The organism is Streptomyces sp. NPDC001020 (assembly GCF_053599115.1).
The window spans coordinates 23,083-40,771 of the sequence record NZ_JBSFLQ010000033.1 but is presented as its reverse complement, the minus strand read 5'-3'; the positions used below and the strand labels follow the sequence as shown (position 1 = coordinate 40,771).

The 17,689-nt window shown below is 69.8% G+C and carries 20 protein-coding genes and 1 riboswitch; of the genes, 6 read left to right on the top strand and 14 right to left on the bottom strand.

Annotation, left to right across the window (positions count from 1 at the left end; translation table 11 throughout):
• Positions 1-61: 61 nt before the first annotated feature.
• From ACWDEX_RS27310 to ACWDEX_RS27280, 7 genes are read right to left on the bottom strand one after another with little or no spacing between them, the layout of a single operon-like run.
• On the bottom strand, positions 62-517 hold the full coding sequence (locus ACWDEX_RS27310; protein WP_450466802.1) for a PH domain-containing protein: 456 nt from the start codon (positions 515-517) through the stop codon (positions 62-64).
• A 13-nt stretch (positions 518-530) separates the two neighbouring features.
• Entirely contained in the window at positions 531-1,379 is an 849-nt protein-coding gene (gene hisG / locus ACWDEX_RS27305) for an ATP phosphoribosyltransferase (protein WP_450466801.1), read from the bottom strand.
• 53 nt (positions 1,380-1,432) lie between these two features.
• A complete protein-coding gene (locus ACWDEX_RS27300; protein ID WP_450466800.1) occupies positions 1,433-1,705 on the bottom strand; it encodes a phosphoribosyl-ATP diphosphatase in 273 nt (90 codons plus the stop codon).
• A 34-nt stretch (positions 1,706-1,739) separates the two neighbouring features.
• Complete coding sequence (ribH, locus tag ACWDEX_RS27295) at positions 1,740-2,225, bottom strand: 6,7-dimethyl-8-ribityllumazine synthase (protein ID WP_450466798.1); 486 nt, start codon at positions 2,223-2,225, stop codon at positions 1,740-1,742.
• A 19-nt stretch (positions 2,226-2,244) separates the two neighbouring features.
• Entirely contained in the window at positions 2,245-3,534 is a 1,290-nt protein-coding gene (locus ACWDEX_RS27290) for a bifunctional 3,4-dihydroxy-2-butanone-4-phosphate synthase/GTP cyclohydrolase II (protein WP_450466797.1), read from the bottom strand.
• Positions 3,531-4,175 carry a nicotinamide mononucleotide transporter family protein gene (locus tag ACWDEX_RS27285; RefSeq protein ID WP_450466796.1) on the bottom strand — a complete coding sequence of 215 codons (645 nt, stop codon included), beginning with the start codon at positions 4,173-4,175 and terminating at the stop codon, positions 3,531-3,533. The genes ACWDEX_RS27290 and ACWDEX_RS27285 overlap by 4 nt, the downstream gene beginning before the upstream one ends.
• Positions 4,172-4,774 carry a riboflavin synthase gene (locus ACWDEX_RS27280; protein ID WP_450466795.1) on the bottom strand — a complete coding sequence of 201 codons (603 nt, stop codon included), beginning with the start codon at positions 4,772-4,774 and terminating at the stop codon, positions 4,172-4,174. Before ACWDEX_RS27280 ends, ACWDEX_RS27285 begins: the two co-directional genes overlap by 4 nt.
• A gap of 145 nt (positions 4,775-4,919) precedes the next feature.
• Positions 4,920-5,050, bottom strand: a riboswitch (FMN riboswitch).
• 295 nt (positions 5,051-5,345) lie between these two features.
• Between ACWDEX_RS27280 and ACWDEX_RS27275 the strand changes: the two genes are divergently transcribed.
• The 3 genes from ACWDEX_RS27275 (at position 5,346) to ACWDEX_RS27265 (ending at position 9,126) form a co-directional block, all read left to right on the top strand.
• The gene (locus ACWDEX_RS27275; protein ID WP_450466794.1) at positions 5,346-6,104 is read left to right on the top strand and encodes an SDR family oxidoreductase; all 759 of its coding nucleotides are present in this window, start codon (positions 5,346-5,348) and stop codon (positions 6,102-6,104) included.
• Positions 6,105-6,314: 210 nt separating this feature from the next.
• Positions 6,315-7,526 (top strand): MFS transporter, encoded by a 1,212-nt coding sequence (locus ACWDEX_RS27270; protein WP_450466850.1) that lies wholly within the window; start codon positions 6,315-6,317, stop codon positions 7,524-7,526.
• Between the two features lie 187 nt (positions 7,527-7,713).
• Entirely contained in the window at positions 7,714-9,126 is a 1,413-nt protein-coding gene (locus ACWDEX_RS27265; RefSeq protein WP_450466792.1) for a uracil-xanthine permease family protein, read from the top strand.
• A gap of 15 nt (positions 9,127-9,141) precedes the next feature.
• Here the strand turns inward: ACWDEX_RS27265 and ACWDEX_RS27260 are convergent, their stop codons facing one another.
• Complete coding sequence (locus ACWDEX_RS27260) at positions 9,142-9,441, bottom strand: glycoside hydrolase family 6 protein (protein ID WP_450466790.1); 300 nt, start codon at positions 9,439-9,441, stop codon at positions 9,142-9,144.
• A 98-nt stretch (positions 9,442-9,539) separates the two neighbouring features.
• Here ACWDEX_RS27260 and ACWDEX_RS27255 point away from each other — a divergent pair, with 98 nt between their 5' ends.
• Together ACWDEX_RS27255 and ACWDEX_RS27250 are read left to right on the top strand one after the other, a co-directional pair.
• A complete protein-coding gene (locus ACWDEX_RS27255; protein WP_450466789.1) occupies positions 9,540-10,214 on the top strand; it encodes a DUF5995 family protein in 675 nt (224 codons plus the stop codon).
• A gap of 104 nt (positions 10,215-10,318) precedes the next feature.
• On the top strand, positions 10,319-11,248 hold the full coding sequence (locus ACWDEX_RS27250) for an LLM class F420-dependent oxidoreductase (protein WP_450466787.1): 930 nt from the start codon (positions 10,319-10,321) through the stop codon (positions 11,246-11,248).
• 27 nt (positions 11,249-11,275) lie between these two features.
• Here ACWDEX_RS27250 and ACWDEX_RS27245 read toward each other — a convergent pair whose 3' ends face one another.
• Positions 11,276-12,988 carry a flavin monoamine oxidase family protein gene (locus ACWDEX_RS27245; RefSeq protein WP_450466786.1) on the bottom strand — a complete coding sequence of 571 codons (1,713 nt, stop codon included), beginning with the start codon at positions 12,986-12,988 and terminating at the stop codon, positions 11,276-11,278.
• 48 nt (positions 12,989-13,036) lie between these two features.
• Positions 13,037-13,825 (bottom strand): carbon-nitrogen hydrolase family protein, encoded by a 789-nt coding sequence (locus tag ACWDEX_RS27240; protein WP_450466849.1) that lies wholly within the window; start codon positions 13,823-13,825, stop codon positions 13,037-13,039.
• 316 nt (positions 13,826-14,141) lie between these two features.
• Between ACWDEX_RS27240 and ACWDEX_RS27235 the strand changes: the two genes are divergently transcribed.
• Entirely contained in the window at positions 14,142-14,681 is a 540-nt protein-coding gene (locus tag ACWDEX_RS27235) for a Repetin (RefSeq protein WP_450466785.1), read from the top strand.
• A gap of 21 nt (positions 14,682-14,702) precedes the next feature.
• On the opposite strand, the gene ACWDEX_RS27230 is transcribed toward ACWDEX_RS27235, so the two are convergent.
• The 4 genes from ACWDEX_RS27230 to ACWDEX_RS27215 all read right to left on the bottom strand — a co-directional run bounded on the left by ACWDEX_RS27230 (position 14,703) and on the right by ACWDEX_RS27215 (position 17,666).
• Positions 14,703-15,155, bottom strand: coding sequence for an Lrp/AsnC family transcriptional regulator (locus ACWDEX_RS27230; protein WP_450466784.1), 453 nt, complete (start codon positions 15,153-15,155; stop codon positions 14,703-14,705).
• A gap of 212 nt (positions 15,156-15,367) precedes the next feature.
• A complete protein-coding gene (locus ACWDEX_RS27225; protein WP_450466848.1) occupies positions 15,368-16,810 on the bottom strand; it encodes a GuaB1 family IMP dehydrogenase-related protein in 1,443 nt (480 codons plus the stop codon).
• 107 nt (positions 16,811-16,917) lie between these two features.
• On the bottom strand, positions 16,918-17,271 hold the full coding sequence (locus ACWDEX_RS27220) for a barstar family protein (RefSeq protein ID WP_450466783.1): 354 nt from the start codon (positions 17,269-17,271) through the stop codon (positions 16,918-16,920).
• Positions 17,268-17,666: a ribonuclease domain-containing protein gene (locus ACWDEX_RS27215; RefSeq protein WP_450466781.1), complete on the bottom strand. Its 399-nt coding sequence runs from the start codon at positions 17,664-17,666 to the stop codon at positions 17,268-17,270. The genes ACWDEX_RS27220 and ACWDEX_RS27215 overlap by 4 nt, the downstream gene beginning before the upstream one ends.
• Positions 17,667-17,689: the final 23 nt, after the last annotated feature.

The following is a 17,689-nucleotide window of genomic DNA, read 5'->3' as shown; positions in this document are numbered from 1 at the left end:
GTGCCTCCTTCTCCAGATTAATCAAGAAATCGTCATGTGCGGCAGGGTGGAGGGCCCTGAGTCAACCCTGATGCCGCTCGGGTTCGGCCACGGAGCGGGCCTCGGCGAGTGCCCGGAGGGTGCGTGCGTCCTCGATCGCGCGCTGTTTGGCGATGCCCGGCTGGATGCCCAGGACGGGCAGGCTGGTGCCGTCGCTGAGGTTGAGGAACACCCAGGGGTCACCCGGACGCAGGTTCACCTGGACGATTTCCGCCCAGTCCAGGCGGCGACTGCTGGCGAAGTTGACGACGGTGACCCCGGTCTCATCGGCAACGACCTTGGGCCGGGACAGCAGGAGCAGCACTCCGAAGAAAAGGGCAGCCGTGAAGACGAAGCTGAGGCGCTCCCCGGTGGTGAGGTCCTCCAACAGCATCCCGACTGTGGTTATGGCCACAAAGGTCGCCGCGCCGACGGTGAACAGCACGGCACGGGTACGTCCCGGCCGGAAGGTGACCGGGAGGCTGGGCAGATCGGACATCGGTACGGGTCCCTCAGAGGCGGCAGGCGTGGATGGCAGTGGTCAGGATGGCCCGAGCGCCGATCTCGTACAGATCGTCCATGATCCGCTGGGCCTCCTTGGCCGGGACCATCGCCCGGACGGCCACCCAGCCCTCGTTGTGCAGCGGCGAGACGGTCGGGGACTCCAGGCCCGGGGTGAGCGCGACGGCCTTCTCCAACTGCTCGACGCGGCAGTCGTAGTCCATCATCACGTACGTCCGGGCCACCAGGACGCCCTGGAGACGGCGCAGGAACTGCTGCACCTTGGGGTCCTCGGTGTCGGCGCCGGTGCGGCGGACGACGATCGCCTCGGACTTCATGATCGGCTCGCCGATGACCTCCAGGCCCGCGTTTCGCAGCGAGGTGCCGGTCTGGACAACGTCCGCGATGACCTCGGCGACGCCCAGCTCGATGGCCGTCTCCACGGCGCCGTCGAGGTGGACGACGGAGGCGTCGATGCCCTTGTCGGCGAGGTGCTTGGCGACGATGCCCTCGTAGGAGGTCGCGACCGTCTTGCCGACGAGGTCGTCGGCACTCCGCGCCGTCCCGGGCTTGGTGGCGAAGCGGAAGGTGGAGCGGGCGAAGCCGAGCGCGAGGATCTCCTCGGCGCTCGCGCCGGAGTCGATCAGCAGGTCACGGCCGGTGATACCGATGTCGAGGCGGCCGGAGGAGACGTAGATCGCGATGTCACGGGGGCGAAGGTAGAAGAACTCGACCTCGTTCTCGGGGTCGACGATCCTCAGTTCCTTGGACTCCCGGCGCTGCTGGTAGCCCGCCTCATGCAGCATCTCCGCCGCAGGGCCGGACAGTGAACCCTTGTTGGGGACGGCGATGCGCAGCATGAGGGGGGCTTCCTTCGTTCGATTCGTGCTGTCTGCGGTGTGCGTGGGGTGTCTCAGAGGTGGGCGTAGACGTCGTCGAGGGAGATACCACGGGCGACCATCATCACCTGAACGTGGTACAGCAGCTGCGAGATCTCCTCAGCGGCGGCTTCCTTGCCCTCGTGCTCGGCAGCCATCCAGACCTCGGCGGCTTCCTCGACGATCTTCTTGCCGATGGCATGGACGCCCTTGCCCACCAGCTCTGCGGTGCGGGAGGTGGCGGGGTCGCCATGGTCGGCCTTGTGCTGGAGCTCGGTGAACAGCTCCTCGAACGTCTTATTCGACATGGTGGTGCTAACCCTACGCGCTCCGGGCTCTGCCTCAGTGCCAGGGTTCGGCTACCGAGCGGAGCGTGACGGCGGTCGCCACCGCCGCGGTCACCGCCTCGTGTCCCTTGTCCTCGTTGGATCCTTCCAGGCCCGCTCGGTCGAGGGCCTGCTCCTCCGTGTCGCAGGTCAGCACCCCGAAGCCGACGGGAACGCCGGTCTCGACGGACACCTGGGTCAGGCCCTGGGTGACGCCCTGGCACACGTAATCGAAGTGGGGGGTGCCGCCGCGGATGACGACCCCGAGGGCGACGATCGCGTCGTAGCCACGACCCGCGAGGGCCTTGGCGGCGACCGGGAGCTCGAAGCTGCCGGGGACTCGCAGCAGAGTCGGCTCGTCGATCCCCAGCTCGCCCAGGGCGCGCAGCGCGCCGTTCACCAGACCGTCCATCACCTTGTCGTGCCACTGTGCCGCGATGACGGCGACCCGCAGGTCGCTCGCGTTGCGTACGGACAGCTCCGGTGCGCCCTTGCCGCTCACGTCTCTCCTCCGTGTTCTCTTACTGGTTGCCGCAGGCGGACACGGCGGTCGTGTCCAGCCAGGGCAGGTCATGCCCCATCCGGTCCCGCTTGGTACGCAGGTAGCGGAGGTTGTGTTCGCCCGCCTGCACGGGCATCGACTCCCGGCCGGTGATCTTGAGGCCGTACCGGCGCAGGGCGTCGGTCTTGTCGGGGTTGTTGGTCATCAGGCGCACGCCGCGCACGCCGAGGTCCTGAAGGATCCGGGCACCGGCGACGTAGTCGCGGGCGTCGGCGGGCAGGCCGAGTTCCAGGTTGGCGTCCAGCGTGTCGTGGCCTCGCTCCTGGAGTTCGTACGCGCGCAGCTTGGACAACAGCCCGATGCCGCGTCCCTCGTGGCCGCGCAGGTAGACGACCACACCCCGGCCCTCGACCTGGATGCGCTTCAGGGAGGTCTCCAACTGGGGGCCGCAGTCACAGCGCAGGGAGTGGAGGACGTCGCCCGTGAGGCATTCGGAGTGGACGCGGACGAGGACGTCCTCGCCGTCGCCGATCTCGCCGTGCACGAGGGCGACGTGCTCGATGCCGTCGAGGGTGGAGCGGTAGCCGTACGCCGTGAACTCGCCGAAGGCGGTGGGCAGATGGACCGCGGCCTCACGGCGGACGGTGGGCTCGGAGGTCCGGCGGTAGGCGATCAGGTCCTCGATGGAGATGATCGTCAGGCCGTGCTTGCGGGCGAACGGGATCAGGTCGGGCAGGCGCAGCATGCGGCCGTCCTCGCCGGCGATCTCCACGATCGCGCCGGCCGGGTGCAGTCCCGCAAGCCGGGCGAGGTCGACGGCGGCCTCGGTGTGGCCGTCGCGCACGAGTACGCCGCCTGGCCTGGCGCGCAGCGGGAAGACATGGCCGGGGCGGACGAAGTCGCCGGGGCCCGCCTCACCCTGCGCCAACAGCCGCAGCGTGGTGGCGCGGTCAGCGGCGGAGATACCGGTGCTCACGCCGTGTGCGGCGGTCGCGTCGACGGACACGGTGAACGCGGTACGCATCGACTCGGTGTTGTGGTCGACCATCTGCGGGAGTTGGAGGCGGTCGAGTTCGTCGCCCTCCATCGGGGCGCAGATCAGGCCGCGGCACTCGCGCATCATGAAGGCGACGATCTCGGGGGTCGCCTTCTCGGCGGCGATGACCAGGTCGCCCTCGTTCTCCCGGCCCTCGTCGTCGACGACCACGACCGGACGGCCGGCCGCGATGTCGGCGATGGCCTGCTCGACCGGGTCGAGCGTGAAGTCCTCGATGGTGTCCGTGCGGTACAGGATCGGCGCCGATGTCATGCCGGGACTCCTTCCAGGGCGGGCCGCTCCGTCTTGCGGGAGCGCAGCCACCAGTCGCGCATGCCCCACAGGACGAGTGCGCCGTAGAGGACGTAGACGAAGCCGGAGAAGGCGAAGCCGTTGGCGAAGTTGAGCGGGACGCCGACGGCGTCGACCAGTAGCCAGGCGAACCAGAACTCGACCATGCCGCGCGCCTGGGCGTACATGGCGACGATCGTGCCGACGAAGATGTACGCGTCGGGCCACGGGTCCCAGGACAGCGTGGGGAAGGCGGTGAACAGGCCTGCCACGGCGAGTGTGCCCAGGGCCGCGATGCCCGCCAGGATCCCGCGCTCGCGCCAGGTGGCGAACCGTACGGCGATGTGGCCGTCCTCGGCCTGCCCCCTGCCGCGGTTCCACTGCCACCAGCCGTAGACGGCGACGCCCATGACGACCACCTGCTTTCCGGCGCTGCCCGCGAGGTGGGCCGACGAGAAGGCGGTGAACAGGACGACTCCGGACAGGAACTGCACGGGCCAGCTCCACACGGAGCGGCGCCAACCGAACGCGAGGCCGGCCAGGCCGATCACGTTGCCGAGCATGTCCGACCACTTGATGTGCTGGCCGAAGAGCGTGAACGCCTCGGAGTTGAGCCAGGTCACTTGGTGGCTCCCTGACCGGTCAGCAGTCGCTCGACGTACTTGGCGATGATGTCGACCTCGAGGTTGACGGGGTCCCCGGGCTGCTTGATGCCGAGCGTGGTCAGCGCGAGGGTCGTGGGGATGAGGCTGATGGTGAAGCGGTCGGCTCCGGCCTCGACGACGGTGAGGCTGATGCCGTCGACGGCGATGGAGCCCTTGTCGACCACGTAGTGCGAGAGGTCCGCCGGGAGCGAGACGGTGACGACATCCCAGTTGTCGGAGGGCTTGCGCTCCAGGACCGTGCCGGTGCCGTCGACATGGCCCTGCACGATGTGCCCGCCGAGACGCGCGCCGACGGCGGTGGGACGCTCGAGGTTGACCCGGGAGCCGATAGTGAGGGCGCCGAGGCTGGAGCGTTTCAGGGTCTCCGCCATGACGTCGGCGGTGAACTCGTCGCCCTCGTGTTCCACGACCGTGAGACAGACACCGTTGACGGCGATGGAATCACCATGCCGGGCGCCTTCGGTGACGACGGGGCCACGGAGCCGGAAACGGCAGGAGTCGCCGAGGTTCTCGACGGCGGTGACCTCACCCAGCTCTTCAACGATTCCGGTGAACACTTCCCGGGTCCTCCTGCCTCTTCGGGCACGGACTCCGGGGCCTGTCGATGACGACAACAGAACGAGCGAGGGCACCGGGGCAACGCCGAACGAAACCCGTCCGACCGGACGGGTTGGTACGGCGGCGCGCACGAATGCCCGCCCGCCGCGCACTGCCTCCCATCCGGACTTTAACCGTCGGTCCAGGAATTTCACCTGGTCAACCGGCCGCTGGAGGCGACCGGGTCGCGGACTGTAACCGCCGGTTCGGAATTTCACCGACCCCGGAGTGCGCTGCTTCTGGTACAGGGTCAGTGTGCCACGCCCGTGCGACGACCATGCGAGTGAACCACTGTGTGGTACCTCACGTTTCACATAGTGGGCACCCGGCCGGCCCCGCCGGTCGCTGTCCCCGTCAACGCGCACAACACTCGCTCCTTGCGCGGTTTGTGACAGCTGATCTGCCCTGGAGTTCGTGGAGCACCGATTCGTCCGCTGCCGGGCGTGTCACGTTTCAGCGAGCCTTCTCCGTCCTAGCGGGCGATGGTCGCTCCATGAGGGGGGCGCCCGGCGTTCGAAGGGGCTGAACAGCATGACCACGATCCTGGTGACCGGCGGCACCGGCACCCTCGGCAGGCTCGTCGCCGGACGGCTGCGGGCGGACGGGCACGAGGTGCGCGTCCTGTCCCGGCACACGCAGCCGTACGCCGTCGACCTGATCCAGGGCGGCAACGGCCTGGATGCGGCCGTGGCGGGCGTGGACACGGTCGTGCACTGCGCGAGCACACCGCGCGGGGGTGACGAGAAGGCCGCGTCCCATCTGATCGCGGCCGCGCGCAGGGCGGGCGTGCCCCATCTCGTCTACATCTCGATCGTCGGCGTGGACGTGGTGCCGTTGGGCTACTACAAGACCAAGCACGCGGTCGAGAAGCTGATCGAGGAGTCGGGGCTCGGCTGGACGATCCTGCGGACGACCCAGTTCCACGATCTGCTCGCGCAGATCTTCGCGGCCATGGCGAAGCTACCGGTGCTGCCACTCCCGGCGGGAGTGGACGACCAGCCGATCGACGGCGGCGAGGTCGCGACCCGGCTGGCCGAGTTGGCCGTCGGTCGCCCCGCGGGGCGGGTCGAGGACATGGGCGGGCCCGAGGTCCGGACGCTCCCGGACCTCGCCCGGGCCTGGCTGCGGGCGACGGGTCGCAGGCAGCCGGTGGTGACCCTGCCGTTCCCCGGCAGGGTGGTGCGCGGGCTGCGGGCGGGCGGACATCTGACACCCGCCAACGCGATGGGCAAGGGCACGTTCGAGGAGTACATGGTGGCGCGGCCCGACGGCGGGGCCGCCGCGCGCTGAGACGGCTCGGGTGGGCGATGCGGACACTCATGCTGAGCGCCCTTCCGCGCGGTCACCGGCAGCGCGCCGAACGGTCCGCGCGCCGCAGGGCCCTCCGGCCTCCCCCGAGGCCACCGACCGTCCCGGCCTCCGCGTCAGGGGGCGTAGCCTCCCCGCATCACGCGTGCAGCGGGGCGGACACCAAGGGGGAGGAGCCCGAGAATGAGCGAGATGGGCACAGGGAGCTGTCGACTACGCGAGGTCAGGCGCGCCCGGTACGCCGTGGCCGCGGTGTTCGCCGTACACGGTGCCGTCACCGGCTCGTTCGCGACGCGTGTCCCGTGGATCCAGGACCATGCGCAGGTCAGCGCGGGGCAGTTGGGTATCGCCCTCGCGTTCCCCGCGCTCGGCGCGTCCGCCGCCATGCCGCTCGCCGGCCGGATCAGCCATCGCCTCGGCACCCGGACGGCGCTGCGGGGCCTGCTCTCGCTGTGGACGCTGTCACTGATCCTGCCGTCCCTCGCCCCGAACCTGCCGACGCTGTGCCTGGCCCTGTTCACGTACGGCGCCTCGGCCGGCATGGCGGACGTGGCGATGAACGCGCTGGGCGTGGAGATCGAGAACCGTCTCGGCAGGTCGATCATGTCCGGTCTGCACGGTCTGTGGAGCACGGGTGCCCTGGTGGGCTCGGCGGCCGGCACGCTCGCCGCCCATCTGGGCTCGGACGCCCGGCTGCACCATGGGCTGGCGGCCGCGATCCTGACCCTGCTGGGTCTCGTGGCCTGCGCCTGGGTCCTGGACCTGCAGCCCGCCGAAGACGAGGAACCGCCGCCTCGGTTCGCGCTGCCACCCAGGTCGGCGCTGCTCATCGGCGCCGTCGGCTTCTGTGCGGTGTTCGCGGAGGGCGCGAGCCTGGACTGGTCGGCGGTCTATCTGCGCGATCGGCTGGACAGTTCGGCCGGTCTCGCCGCCGCCTGCACCACGGGCTTCACACTCACCATGGCGATCGCGCGGATCGCGGGAGACAGGGTGGTCGACCGGTACGGCGCGGTCCGCACCGTGCGCCTGGGCGGGGTTCTCGCCGTGCTCGGTGGACTGCTCGTCGTCGTAGCAGGCGCTCCAGCGGTGGCTATGGGGGGATTCGCCCTGATGGGGCTCGGTATCGCCGTTGTCGTACCGCTGTGCTTCGCGGCGGCGGGCCGCAGCGGCCCGAATCCCAGCCAGGCCATCGCGGGCGTCGCGACGATCACTTACACCTCGGGGCTGGTCGCGCCTGGCGCGATCGGCGGGCTGGCCCAGGTGACCAGCCTGGTGGTGTCGTTCGGCCTGGTGACGGTGCTGGCGTGCGGACTGGCAGGGTTCGCAGGCGTCCTGCGTGCGGGTGACCGAGATCGCCCCACGGTGAGCCCGCGGAGTGCAGCGGTTCCTGACCAGCGGCCCTGAGTCGCTCCGATGGGCGTGAATATGGTCACAGTCACGAGCGGATGTCCGGGCATGGGCGTGCACCCATCAAGTTTTGTTCATATGTATGAACTCCGTTCATGAATGAGGCCCGGTGTGCATAGGAATGCCTGATGACCGTGACAATGGTTCGGACAGTTCTTCATGTACAGAGAAAGCGAAGCCTCACATGGACCTCGGCGTGCGCTGGAAGCTGCACGGTGACGGGCGCACGCCCGCGCCGGGGGCGGTCGTCCGCCCCGACGAACGGCTCTCCTGGCCCCGCACGGTAGGACTCGGCGCCCAGCACGTGGTGGCCATGTTCGGGGCGAGCTTCGTGGCGCCCGTACTGATGGGGCTCGACCCCAACCTCGCGATCATGATGTCCGGCGTCGCGACCGTGATCTTCCTGCTGGCGACCCGTGGCCGCGTCCCCAGCTACCTCGGCTGCTCGCTCTCCTTCGTGGGCGTCGCCGCGGTGATCCGGGCGCAGGGCGGCACCAGCGCGACCGTGACCGGCGCCGTGTTCGTCGTGGGCGTGGCGCTGTTCCTCGTCGGCGTCGCGGTCCAGCGTTTCGGGGCACGGATCATCCACGCGGCGATGCCACCGATCGTGACGGGCGCGGTCGTCATGCTGATCGGGTTCAACCTCGCCCCCGTGACCGCGTCGACCTACTGGCCGCAGGATCAGTGGACCGCGCTGCTGGTGATGCTCTTCACGGGTCTGGCCGTGGTGGGCCTGCGCGGCTTCTGGTCACGTGTCGCGATCTTCCTGGGCCTGGTCTTCGGCTACGGGATCTCCTGGGCGTTCGACCGGATCTTCGGGAAGATCCACTCGGTGGACGCGAGCGGCAAGCTCACCGACCACTGGCGTCTGGACCTGTCGGGCGTCGGCCAGGCGGACTGGATAGGCCTGCCCTCCTTCCACGGCCCGTCCTTCCAGTGGTCCGCGATCCTGGTCGCCCTGCCCGTGGTGATCGCGCTGGTCGCGGAGAACGCCGGGCACGTCAAGGCCGTCGGCGAGATGACCGGCGACCCGCTGGACGACAAGCTGGGCACGGCGATCTCCGCGGACGGTGTCGCCTCCATGCTCTCGACCGCGGTCGGCGGCCCGCCCAACACGACCTACTCCGAGAACATCGGCGTGATGGCCGCCACCCGTGTCTACTCGACCGCCGCCTACTGGGCAGCGGCCGGCTTCGCCCTCCTCTTCGGTCTCTGCCCGAAGTTCGGCGCGGTCGTGGCCGCGATCCCCGGTGGTGTGCTCGGCGGCATCACCGTCATCCTCTACGGCATGATCGGCCTGCTCGGCGCGCAGATCTGGACCAAGTCCAAGGTGGACCTGCGTAATCCGCTGAACCTCGTGCCCGCCGCCGCGGGCATCATCATCGGCGTCGGCAACGTCACGATGAAGTTCACCGACACCTTCACCCTCAGCGGCATCGCGCTGGGCACGCTGGTCGTCATCACCGGCTACCACGCGCTGCGGGCGCTGGCCCCCGCGCACCTCAAGACGCAGGAGCCGCTGCTGGACTCGGGTACGTCCTCGTACAACGACCAGGCCGAGGCCGACCGTGACGGGGACCGGCGCGCCGACTCATAGCCGCACCCCGCGGCTTCAGCGCGCCAACTCGTACGCGCGCTTCGCGGAGACCCCCCGGCGCTCCCTTGACAGGCCGTCCGACTCACCCGGCAGCTCCACCCAGAGGTAGGCGTCGATCCCCGCTCCCCCGTACGCAGGGGTTGGGGACGGCCCTATCCAGCGGCCGGGTGGGTCGCACCACCCGCCGTCGGCCGGGGCGCCGTTTCCGTTGCGGCTGGTGTCGATGACGACCCCCAGGTTCACCGGGCCGCCGAGGTCGGCCAGCACGTGACGGGCGTACACGATCTCGTCGCCGGTGCGCTCGAAGTCGGACACCTTGCTCCCCCGTCCGGCCCATCGACGGGTTCCCCCGTTCCGGGGAAGCCCGCGGGCCGCTGCTACGCCGATCGGCCCAGGGCTGCAACCCTGCCCCCATGGTGCGGTTGGAGCAGTTCACCACCGGAGTCGGCACGGTCGTCCCACGGATGCGCGCGCTCGACGAGGCCTGGCCGCCCGGCGACGGTGTCGCGGTCTTCAACCGCGTCTACCTCGCCGTCACCGAGGAGGTCGGCGCTCGGCAGGTCGCCGAGGGCTTCGCGGACCGGCGGACCACGAAGACGCTGGACGTGGGATGCGCGGAGCGCTATCTGACGGTGGCCGAGGAGGGGAACCCGCCCGCGTGCTGGCGACCGTTGTTCCAGTTCCGTTGCCATCCTGGCGTGCGGCCTCTGCAGTTCGCGCTCGCCGGCATCAATGCGCACCTCGGGCACGACCTCGCGCTCGCCGTCGTGGATGCCTGTCGTACGCAGGGCTGTGAACCGGCCGATCTGGAAGCTGAGTTCGACGACGTGGGCGACCTTCTCGTGTCGCTGGAGGAACGTATCCGCGACGATCTGACGCCCCCGCCCGATCTGCTCCTGGTCACCGACCCGCTCACCCATCTGCTCGGCTCATGGAGCCTGGAGCGGGCGCGAGAGGGCGCCTGGGCGGCGGCGCGTGCGCTGTGGGCGCTGCGGGAACATCCGGAGGTCGCCGAGGAGTTCGCGCGGCACCTGGACGCCACGGTGGGCCTCGCGAGCCGGATGCTGCTCACGCCCCTGCAAGGCTGACCCGGTTCGCCCGGGAATCGCCATGGCCACCCGGAATCACCAACACCTCCGTGTGGCGACAGTACGTTGGCCGACGGGAACTCACGATCACGAAGGAGTACCGCATGGCGACCCGTCTGGGACTCGGCCTCCCGCAGATGCGACAGTACGACCTCGGCAAGGATGTGCCCGACCTGGCACGTGCCGCGGAGCACATCGGGTACGACAGCCTGTGGGTGTTCGAGCGGGCCCTGTTCCCGGAGCCGGCCACCCAGGGGCTGTACGGCATCGAGGGCTTGCCCTGGCCGGACAGTTACCGCGGGGTGGCCGAGCCCTTGGTGACGCTCGCGCTCGCCGCCGCGGCCACGCATCGCGCCAGGCTCGGCACGAGTGTGCTGGTGGCGCCCCTGCATGTGCCCTTCCAGCTCGCCAGGTCGTTGGCCTCGCTGGATGCGGCAAGCGGTGGGCGGGTCGTGGCCGGCCTGGGCACCGGCTGGTCGCTCGACGAGTACGCGGCGGCCTCGGTCCGTCCGTTCGAGGAGCGCGGCCGGGTCCTGGACGAGGTGATCGAGGTGTGCCGGGCGGTCTGGGGTCCGGATCCGGTCAGCTACGAGGGCAGGCTGACGAAGATCGCCTCGGCCGTGGTCGCTCCCAAGCCGGCCAGGCCGATCCCGATCCTGCTGGCCGCGAGCAACAAGAAGGCCCAGCGGCGGCTGGTCGACAAGGCCGACGGCTGGATTCCGGTGAGCATGGGGGCCGACGCACTGGCCGCGCAGTGGCGCGAACTGCGGGAGCTGGCCGCCGAACGGGGGCGCACCCAGCCCCTCCAGAGTGTGCTGCGCGCCAACGCCGCGTACACGTCCAAGGCGTACGACGGCCCGGACCGCCGGCCCTTCCAGGGGAACGTCGATCAGATCGTGGAGGACCTGGCGGCACACTCCGAGGTCGGACTCGACGAGATCCTCATCGAGCTGCAGAGCTCCGCGCGGGACGTGCAGGAGCTGAAGGACATCGCCGCGGAGGTGTACGAGAAGGCGCGGGCGGCCGGTATCTGACCGGCCGCCATCGGCACCCGGCCCGGCTCAGCCCTCCGGCAGCTCCACCGGCGCGATCTCGTCGTAGACGTCGCCGGGACCGGGGTTGGCCGGGTCGGTCGCACCGCCGAGGTGGTGCATGACGCCCCACACGGCGTTGAGCGCGGTCTGCACGGCGCCCTCGGCCCAGCCGGCCGTCCAGGAGATGTCGTCACCGGCGAGGAAGATGCCCCGCTTTTCGGCGGGCAGCCGGTCCTGCATGAAGTGCGTGAACAGGCGCCGCTGGTAGCGGTAGTGGCCGGGCAGGTTCGCCTTGAACGCGCCCATGAAGTACGGCTCGTTCTCCCAGGAGACCGTCACCGGGCTGCCGATGATGTGCTTCCTGATGTCGACGTGGGGATAGATCTCGCCGAGCGACTTCAGCATGACCTCCATCCGCTCGTTCGCGGACAGCGGCAGCCACTTCAGGCTGTCGTCACACCACGTGTACGACAGACAGATGACGGCGGGCTTGTCCGGACCGTCGTCCAGGAGGTAGGTGCCGCGGGTCATGCGGTCGGTGAGTGTCATCGACATGACGTCGCGACCGGTCGGGTTTCCCCTGTCGTCGACGGCCTTGTCCAGCCAGAACGGCCGGTCGACCGGGACGAAGAGCTTGCTCGACTCCATGTAGTGCGTGCGCTCGATCGCCGTCCAGTGGTCGATCGGGAAGAGCGAGTCGTCGCAGTCGATCTTGGAGAGCAGCATCCAGGACTGGGCGGTGAAGACGGCAGTGCGGTACGTCCGGATGTCGCCGTTCGCGTCGGTGACGGTGATCCGGTTGCCCGCGGTGCGATGCAGCCTAGTCACCGCGGGACGGGGCTCGCCGTTCTCGTGCAGGGACTTCAGGGAGGTTCCGTACGCCCAGTGCACGATCTTCTCCGGCTCCCGCTCCCACAGCCGAAGGGGCAGTTGCTGGGAGCCGCCCACGATGCCACGGTGATGGTCGTCGGCCTCGGTGTAGACGACGCGCAGGATCTCCAGGATGGAGTTCGGGAAGTCGGTGTCCCAGCCGCCGGTGCCGAAGCCGACCTGGCCGAAGATCTCGCGGTGCCGGAAGGACCTGAAGGCCTCGGAATCGCAGAGGAAGCCGTAGAACGTCTGGTTGTCGAGCTTCTCCACGAGCCTCGACCAGATCTCGCGGATGCGCTTGACGTCCCGCTCGCGCAGGGCGCGGTTCATGTCGGAGAAGTCGGCGCCCTCCTCCAGGCAGGCGTTCCACGCGTTCGCCACGTCGCGGTAGACCTGCGGCAGATCGTCGAGGGTCTCGGCGTAGTGGCTCTCGCCCTTGAGATCGACGACGGTCGACGGGGTCGCCTCGGCCAGCGGGTTGGGGAACGGCCTGGTCTCAAGGCCCACCAGGTCGATGTAGTGCTGCAGCGCCGTCGAGGACGGCGGGAAGCGCATGGCGCCCATCTCGGCGGTCAGCGAGGGGTCGCAGCCCTCGAAGCCCACCGTACGCAGCCGGCCGCCGATCCGGTCGGCCTCGTAGACCACGGGTTTGAGGCCCATCTTCATCAGCTCGTAGGCGGCCACGATGCCGGACAGACCGCCGCCGATGACCGCGACCTCGGTGCCGAGCGCGGTCGCGGGGACCTGCCCGAGGCCTGCCGGGTGGGCGAGGAAGTCGTCGTACGCGTAAGGGAAGTCCGGCCCGAACATGGTGATCGGCGGCAGTTGCCCGTCGGTGTGCTGGACGGCGTTGGGCACCGTGGACGTCATGGGGTGCGGGCTCCTTGCGGGAAAAGAACTCTGGGGAAGGCTGAGGGTTCAGACGAGGGACCCGTAGAGGCCGGGTCGACGGTCCATCAGATACGGGTTCGCCGCGCGGGAGGCAGCGAGGTGGGCGGGGTCGACGTCGGCGAGGACGAGTTCCTCGACGCGGCCCGCCCGGGCCCTCGCGATCCCGTCAGGCCCCGCGAGGGTGGAGAGCCCGACGAACTCGAACTCCCCTTCTCGGCCTACGCGGTTGACGTACGCGACGTACATCTGGTTCTCGAAGGCGCGCACCGGGACGAGGGACTCGGCGACGAACTGGAAGGGGTGCATCTGGGCCGTCGGGACCACGAGGAGGTCGGTGCCGGCCAGGGCGTGGGCGCGGACGTTCTCCGGGAACTCGACGTCGTAACAGATCATCACTCCGACCCGCAGACCGTTCAACTCGGCCAGGACGACGGGCTGGTCGCCCGGGGCGAAGTGGTCGCGTTCGAAGCCGCCGAAGAGGTGGGTCTTGCGGTAGTTCGCGAGGCGGGTGCCGTCGGCGGAGATCAACTGGGCGGAGTTGAAAACGCTTTCGCCGTCCCGCTCCGGGTAGCCGTAGACGATCGCGAGCCCCTGTCGCGAGGCGATCTCGGCGACCGCGTCGGCCCGTTCGCCGTCGACCGGGTCGGCGAGCCGGCCGATGTCGTCGCCGATCGCGTACCCGGTGAGGAACATCTCCGGCGCGGCCAGCAGCCCGGCGCCGGCAGCGGCGGCACGGCCGGCGGCCTCGTCGAGCACCTTGAGGTTCTCGGCGACGGAGCCGGGGCGGCCTGAGCTCTGGAGCAGGGCGGTGCGCAGCGACGGCATGACTGTCCTCGGGAAGGTACGGGCGGGGGGCGGCGTGTGAGGGCCGGAACGACGGTACGTTTCCGCAGGACACGGCGACAAGGCGGGACTGTTGCGTCTGTGCGTGTGATCCGTTGCGCGGTGACCGACCGGAACGGCGATTCGTTGCGCCCCGCGTGACGCCCGAGTCGTACCGCGTACCCGTTTTCCTCCCCCGTGCGACGGAGGCGGGTGCCGACCGTGGCCCGACGCGCTGAAGGCCCCGTCACGGAAGTCTGGACGCGCTGCCCGGAAGGACCGGGCAGCAGGTGACGGAGGGGGATCTCCCATGGCGCGCATGCGCATCCTGGCGGCGACGGCGGCGGCGCTGGTGGTGACCGCGGCCGGCACGGCTGTCGCCACGGCCGGGGACGGCCACCGGGGACAGCGGGAGGCGGCGGCGCTGACCGGCACGGCCAAGCTGTATCGGCCGCTCGGCGACGACATCACGTTCAGTTTCGACGCCCACTTGGCGGCGAAGGACAACATGGACCCGTACAAGGCGTACGGCACCTTCGCCTTCAGTCACTACCTGAACGGCAAGGGCGGCTGGGCCAGAGGCAAGGTCGACTGTCTGATGACGGGCGGGAACACGGCCGTGATGACGGGGGTCGTGACCGACTCGGACACCCCGCACAAGGGGCGCCGGGTCGGAATCACGGTCACCGACGACGGCAAGCACGACCGGCTCGGCTACAGCTGGCTGAGCCCGGAGACGGAACGACTCGAGGTGCCCCGGTGTCTGAGCACCGGGGCCTTCGAAACGGTCAAGAAGGGCAGCGGGGACTTCAAGGTGCTGCCATGGCACCCGGTCTTCCCCACCTCGTAGGAACCGTCGTGGAAGGCGGGCTCAGGCGGGTGAGCCCGAGGAGAAGCGGCGCAGCAGCGGGGACAGGACCAGGACGGACTTCGTCCGTTCCACGAACGGCTCGCCCGCGATGCGTTCCAGGACCCGTTCAAAGTGGCGCATGTCAGAGGCGAAGACCTGGACGATCGCGTCCGCGTCCCCGGTGACGGTGGACGCGGACACGACCTCCTGGTAGCGCTCCAGGCCCCGCTGGATGGTCTCCGGCGAGGTGTTGCGTCGGCAGTAGATCTCGACGAACCCCTCGGTCTGCCAGCCGAGCGCTCCCGGGTCCACCCGGACGGTGAACCCGGTGATGGCGCCGGTGGAGCGCAGCCGGTCCACGCGCCGCTTCACTGCGGGTGCGGACAGGCCGACCAGTTGCCCGATGTCCGCGTAGGAGCGGCGGGCGTCCTCGGCAAGGGCGTGCACGATGCGTTCGTCGAGATCGTTCAGCAAGGCGGGTGGTTCACTTCTCTGCGGATGGCTGCGGGTGCCGCACGATCCGAGTCGGCGGATACGCGACGGCGGCCGACCGGGAGCGCCGGTGGCCCTACAGGAAGTAGAACACCTGCTCACCGGCCGTCCCCCTCCGCCCACCGTCCTGCGGCATGGACGGCCCCCTCTCGTCGGTGACGAGAGGGGGCCGCCGTACGAGAGGGGAGCCCGGCTCAGCTCCAGCTGGCGTGCAGCGGCTTGCCCTCCGCGTAGCCCGCGGCGCTCTGGATGCCCACGATGGCCCGCTCGGCGAACTCCTCCAGCGACTCGGCGCCCGCGTAGGTGCAGGACGAGCGGACGCCCGCGATGATCGAGTCGATCAGGTCCTCGACGCCCGGACGAGCCGCGTCCAGGAACATGCGGGAGGTCGAGATGCCCTCCTCGAACAGGGCCTTGCGGGCGCGGTCGTACGACGACTCCTCCGCCGTGCGGTTGCGGACCGCACGCGCCGACGCCATGCCGAACGACTCCTTGTAGAGGCGGCCGTCCGCGTCCTGCTGGAGGTCACCCGGGGACTCGTAGGTGCCCGCGAACCACGAGCCGACCATCACGTTGGAGGCACCGGCCGCCAGCGCCATGGCGACATCACGCGGGTGACGGATACCGCCGTCGGCCCACACGTGCTTGCCGTACTTCTTCGCCTCGGCCGCGCACTCCAGCACCGCCGAGAACTGCGGGCGGCCGACGCCCGTCATCATGCGCGTGGTGCACATGGCGCCGGGACCCACACCGACCTTGACGATGTCCGCGCCGGCCTCGATCAGGTCGCGCACACCCTCGGCGGCGACGATGTTGCCGGCCACGAGCGGCACCTGGGGGTCGAGCGCGCGCACGGTCCGGACGGCGCTGATCACCGACTCCTGGTGGCCGTGCGCGGTGTCGATGACGAGGGTGTCGACGCCCGCGTCGAGCAGCTGCTTCGCCTTGCCCGCGATGTCGCCGTTGATGCCGATGGCGGCGGCGATGCGCAGCCTGCCGTTGGCGTCGGTGGCCGGCGTGTAGAGCGTGGCGCGCAGAGCGCCCTTGCGGGTGAGGATGCCGGCGAGCTTGCCGTCCTTGTCGACGGCCGGGGCGTAGCGGCGGTTGGCAGCGTCGAGGGTGTTGAAGGCCTCGCGCGGGTCGATGTCGGCGTCGAGCAGCAGCAGGTCCTTGGACATCACCACTTCGAGCTGCGTGAAGCGGTCCACGCCCGAGAGGTCGGCCTCGGTGACCACGCCGATCGGCCGGTGCTCCGCATCGACGACCACGCCGGCGTTGTGGGCGCGCTTCGGCAGCAGCGCGAGCGCGTCGGCGACCGTCTGGTGCGGGGCGAGCACGATCGGGGTGTCGAGCACCAGGTGACGGCCCTTGACCCAGGAGATGACCTCGGTGACCACGTCGATCGGGATGTCCTGCGGGATGACGACCAGGCCGCCACGGCGGGCCACCGTCTCCGCCATGCGACGGCCGGCGATCGCGGTCATGTTGGCGACGACCAACGGAATGGTGGTACCCGTGCCGTCCGGAGAGGCGAGGTCCACGCCATGGCGAGAGCCCACCGCGGAGCGGCTCGGCACCATGAACACGTCATCGTACGTGAGGTCGTACGCGGGCTGGATGTCGTTGAGGAAACGCACGTGCTGCACATCCCAGTCGTTCAGAGGTGGCCCCCGGACTGGTCAGCCAGGGGGAAGAGCACGTACTTCATTGTCCCATGACAAGGGGTACGCGATCCCCGGACGGATCATCCAGGCAGGTCAACGGCCTCTTCGTGGGATCCTCCAAGGGCGAGCAGCACGGAGAGGCCCGGGGTCCGGTCCACCGCCTCGGAGAACACCTCCTGGGCGATCTCCCACTCCCCGGGCCGCGCCTTCGCATACGGCTGCCAGCCCCGCACGACGAGCAGCAGGCCCTTCTCGGCGGCGCCGGCGGGCCACACCGTGGGGTCGGCGAGCGAGTCGGCGAGCGCGTCCCAGTTGCGGCCGAACCAGTCCGGCAGCTCGAGGGCGTGCACGATCCGCTCCATGAACGCGGCCTTGTCGCAGGCCCCGCCGAGGTCCAGCGTGACCTCGCGCCGACCCGCCGGATCGTCGGTCATCTCAGCACCGCCCTGAACGAGTTGTAGTGATCGTCGGTGTAGAAGATCTCCTCGCCCTGCCCGGTGACAAGGCGCCGGGCCCCGCGGTCGCGCGAGCCCGGCGTCTTCACCGTGTATTCGTGGTAGTAGCCGCGTGGGTGCCGGGGCAGCAGGCGCTCGAAATTGCCGAAGACGACACCGTCCCTGGCGTACGGGAAGGGGCCGCCCTGGTCGATGAGAGCGAGGGTGTGCCGGGCCTCGGCGGGAAGGCGGGACTCCGTGACGGTGGCCATGTGTCCGGCCCACGAGGGGGCCGGCGCCGAGGTGCCGGTGTCCCTCGTGGAACACCCGCTGAGCAGAACGGACAGGCAGAGGAAGAGCCCCGCGAAAAGGCGGGGGACGGACCGCGACAGCATGCACCGATGCTGCCACAGCCGTC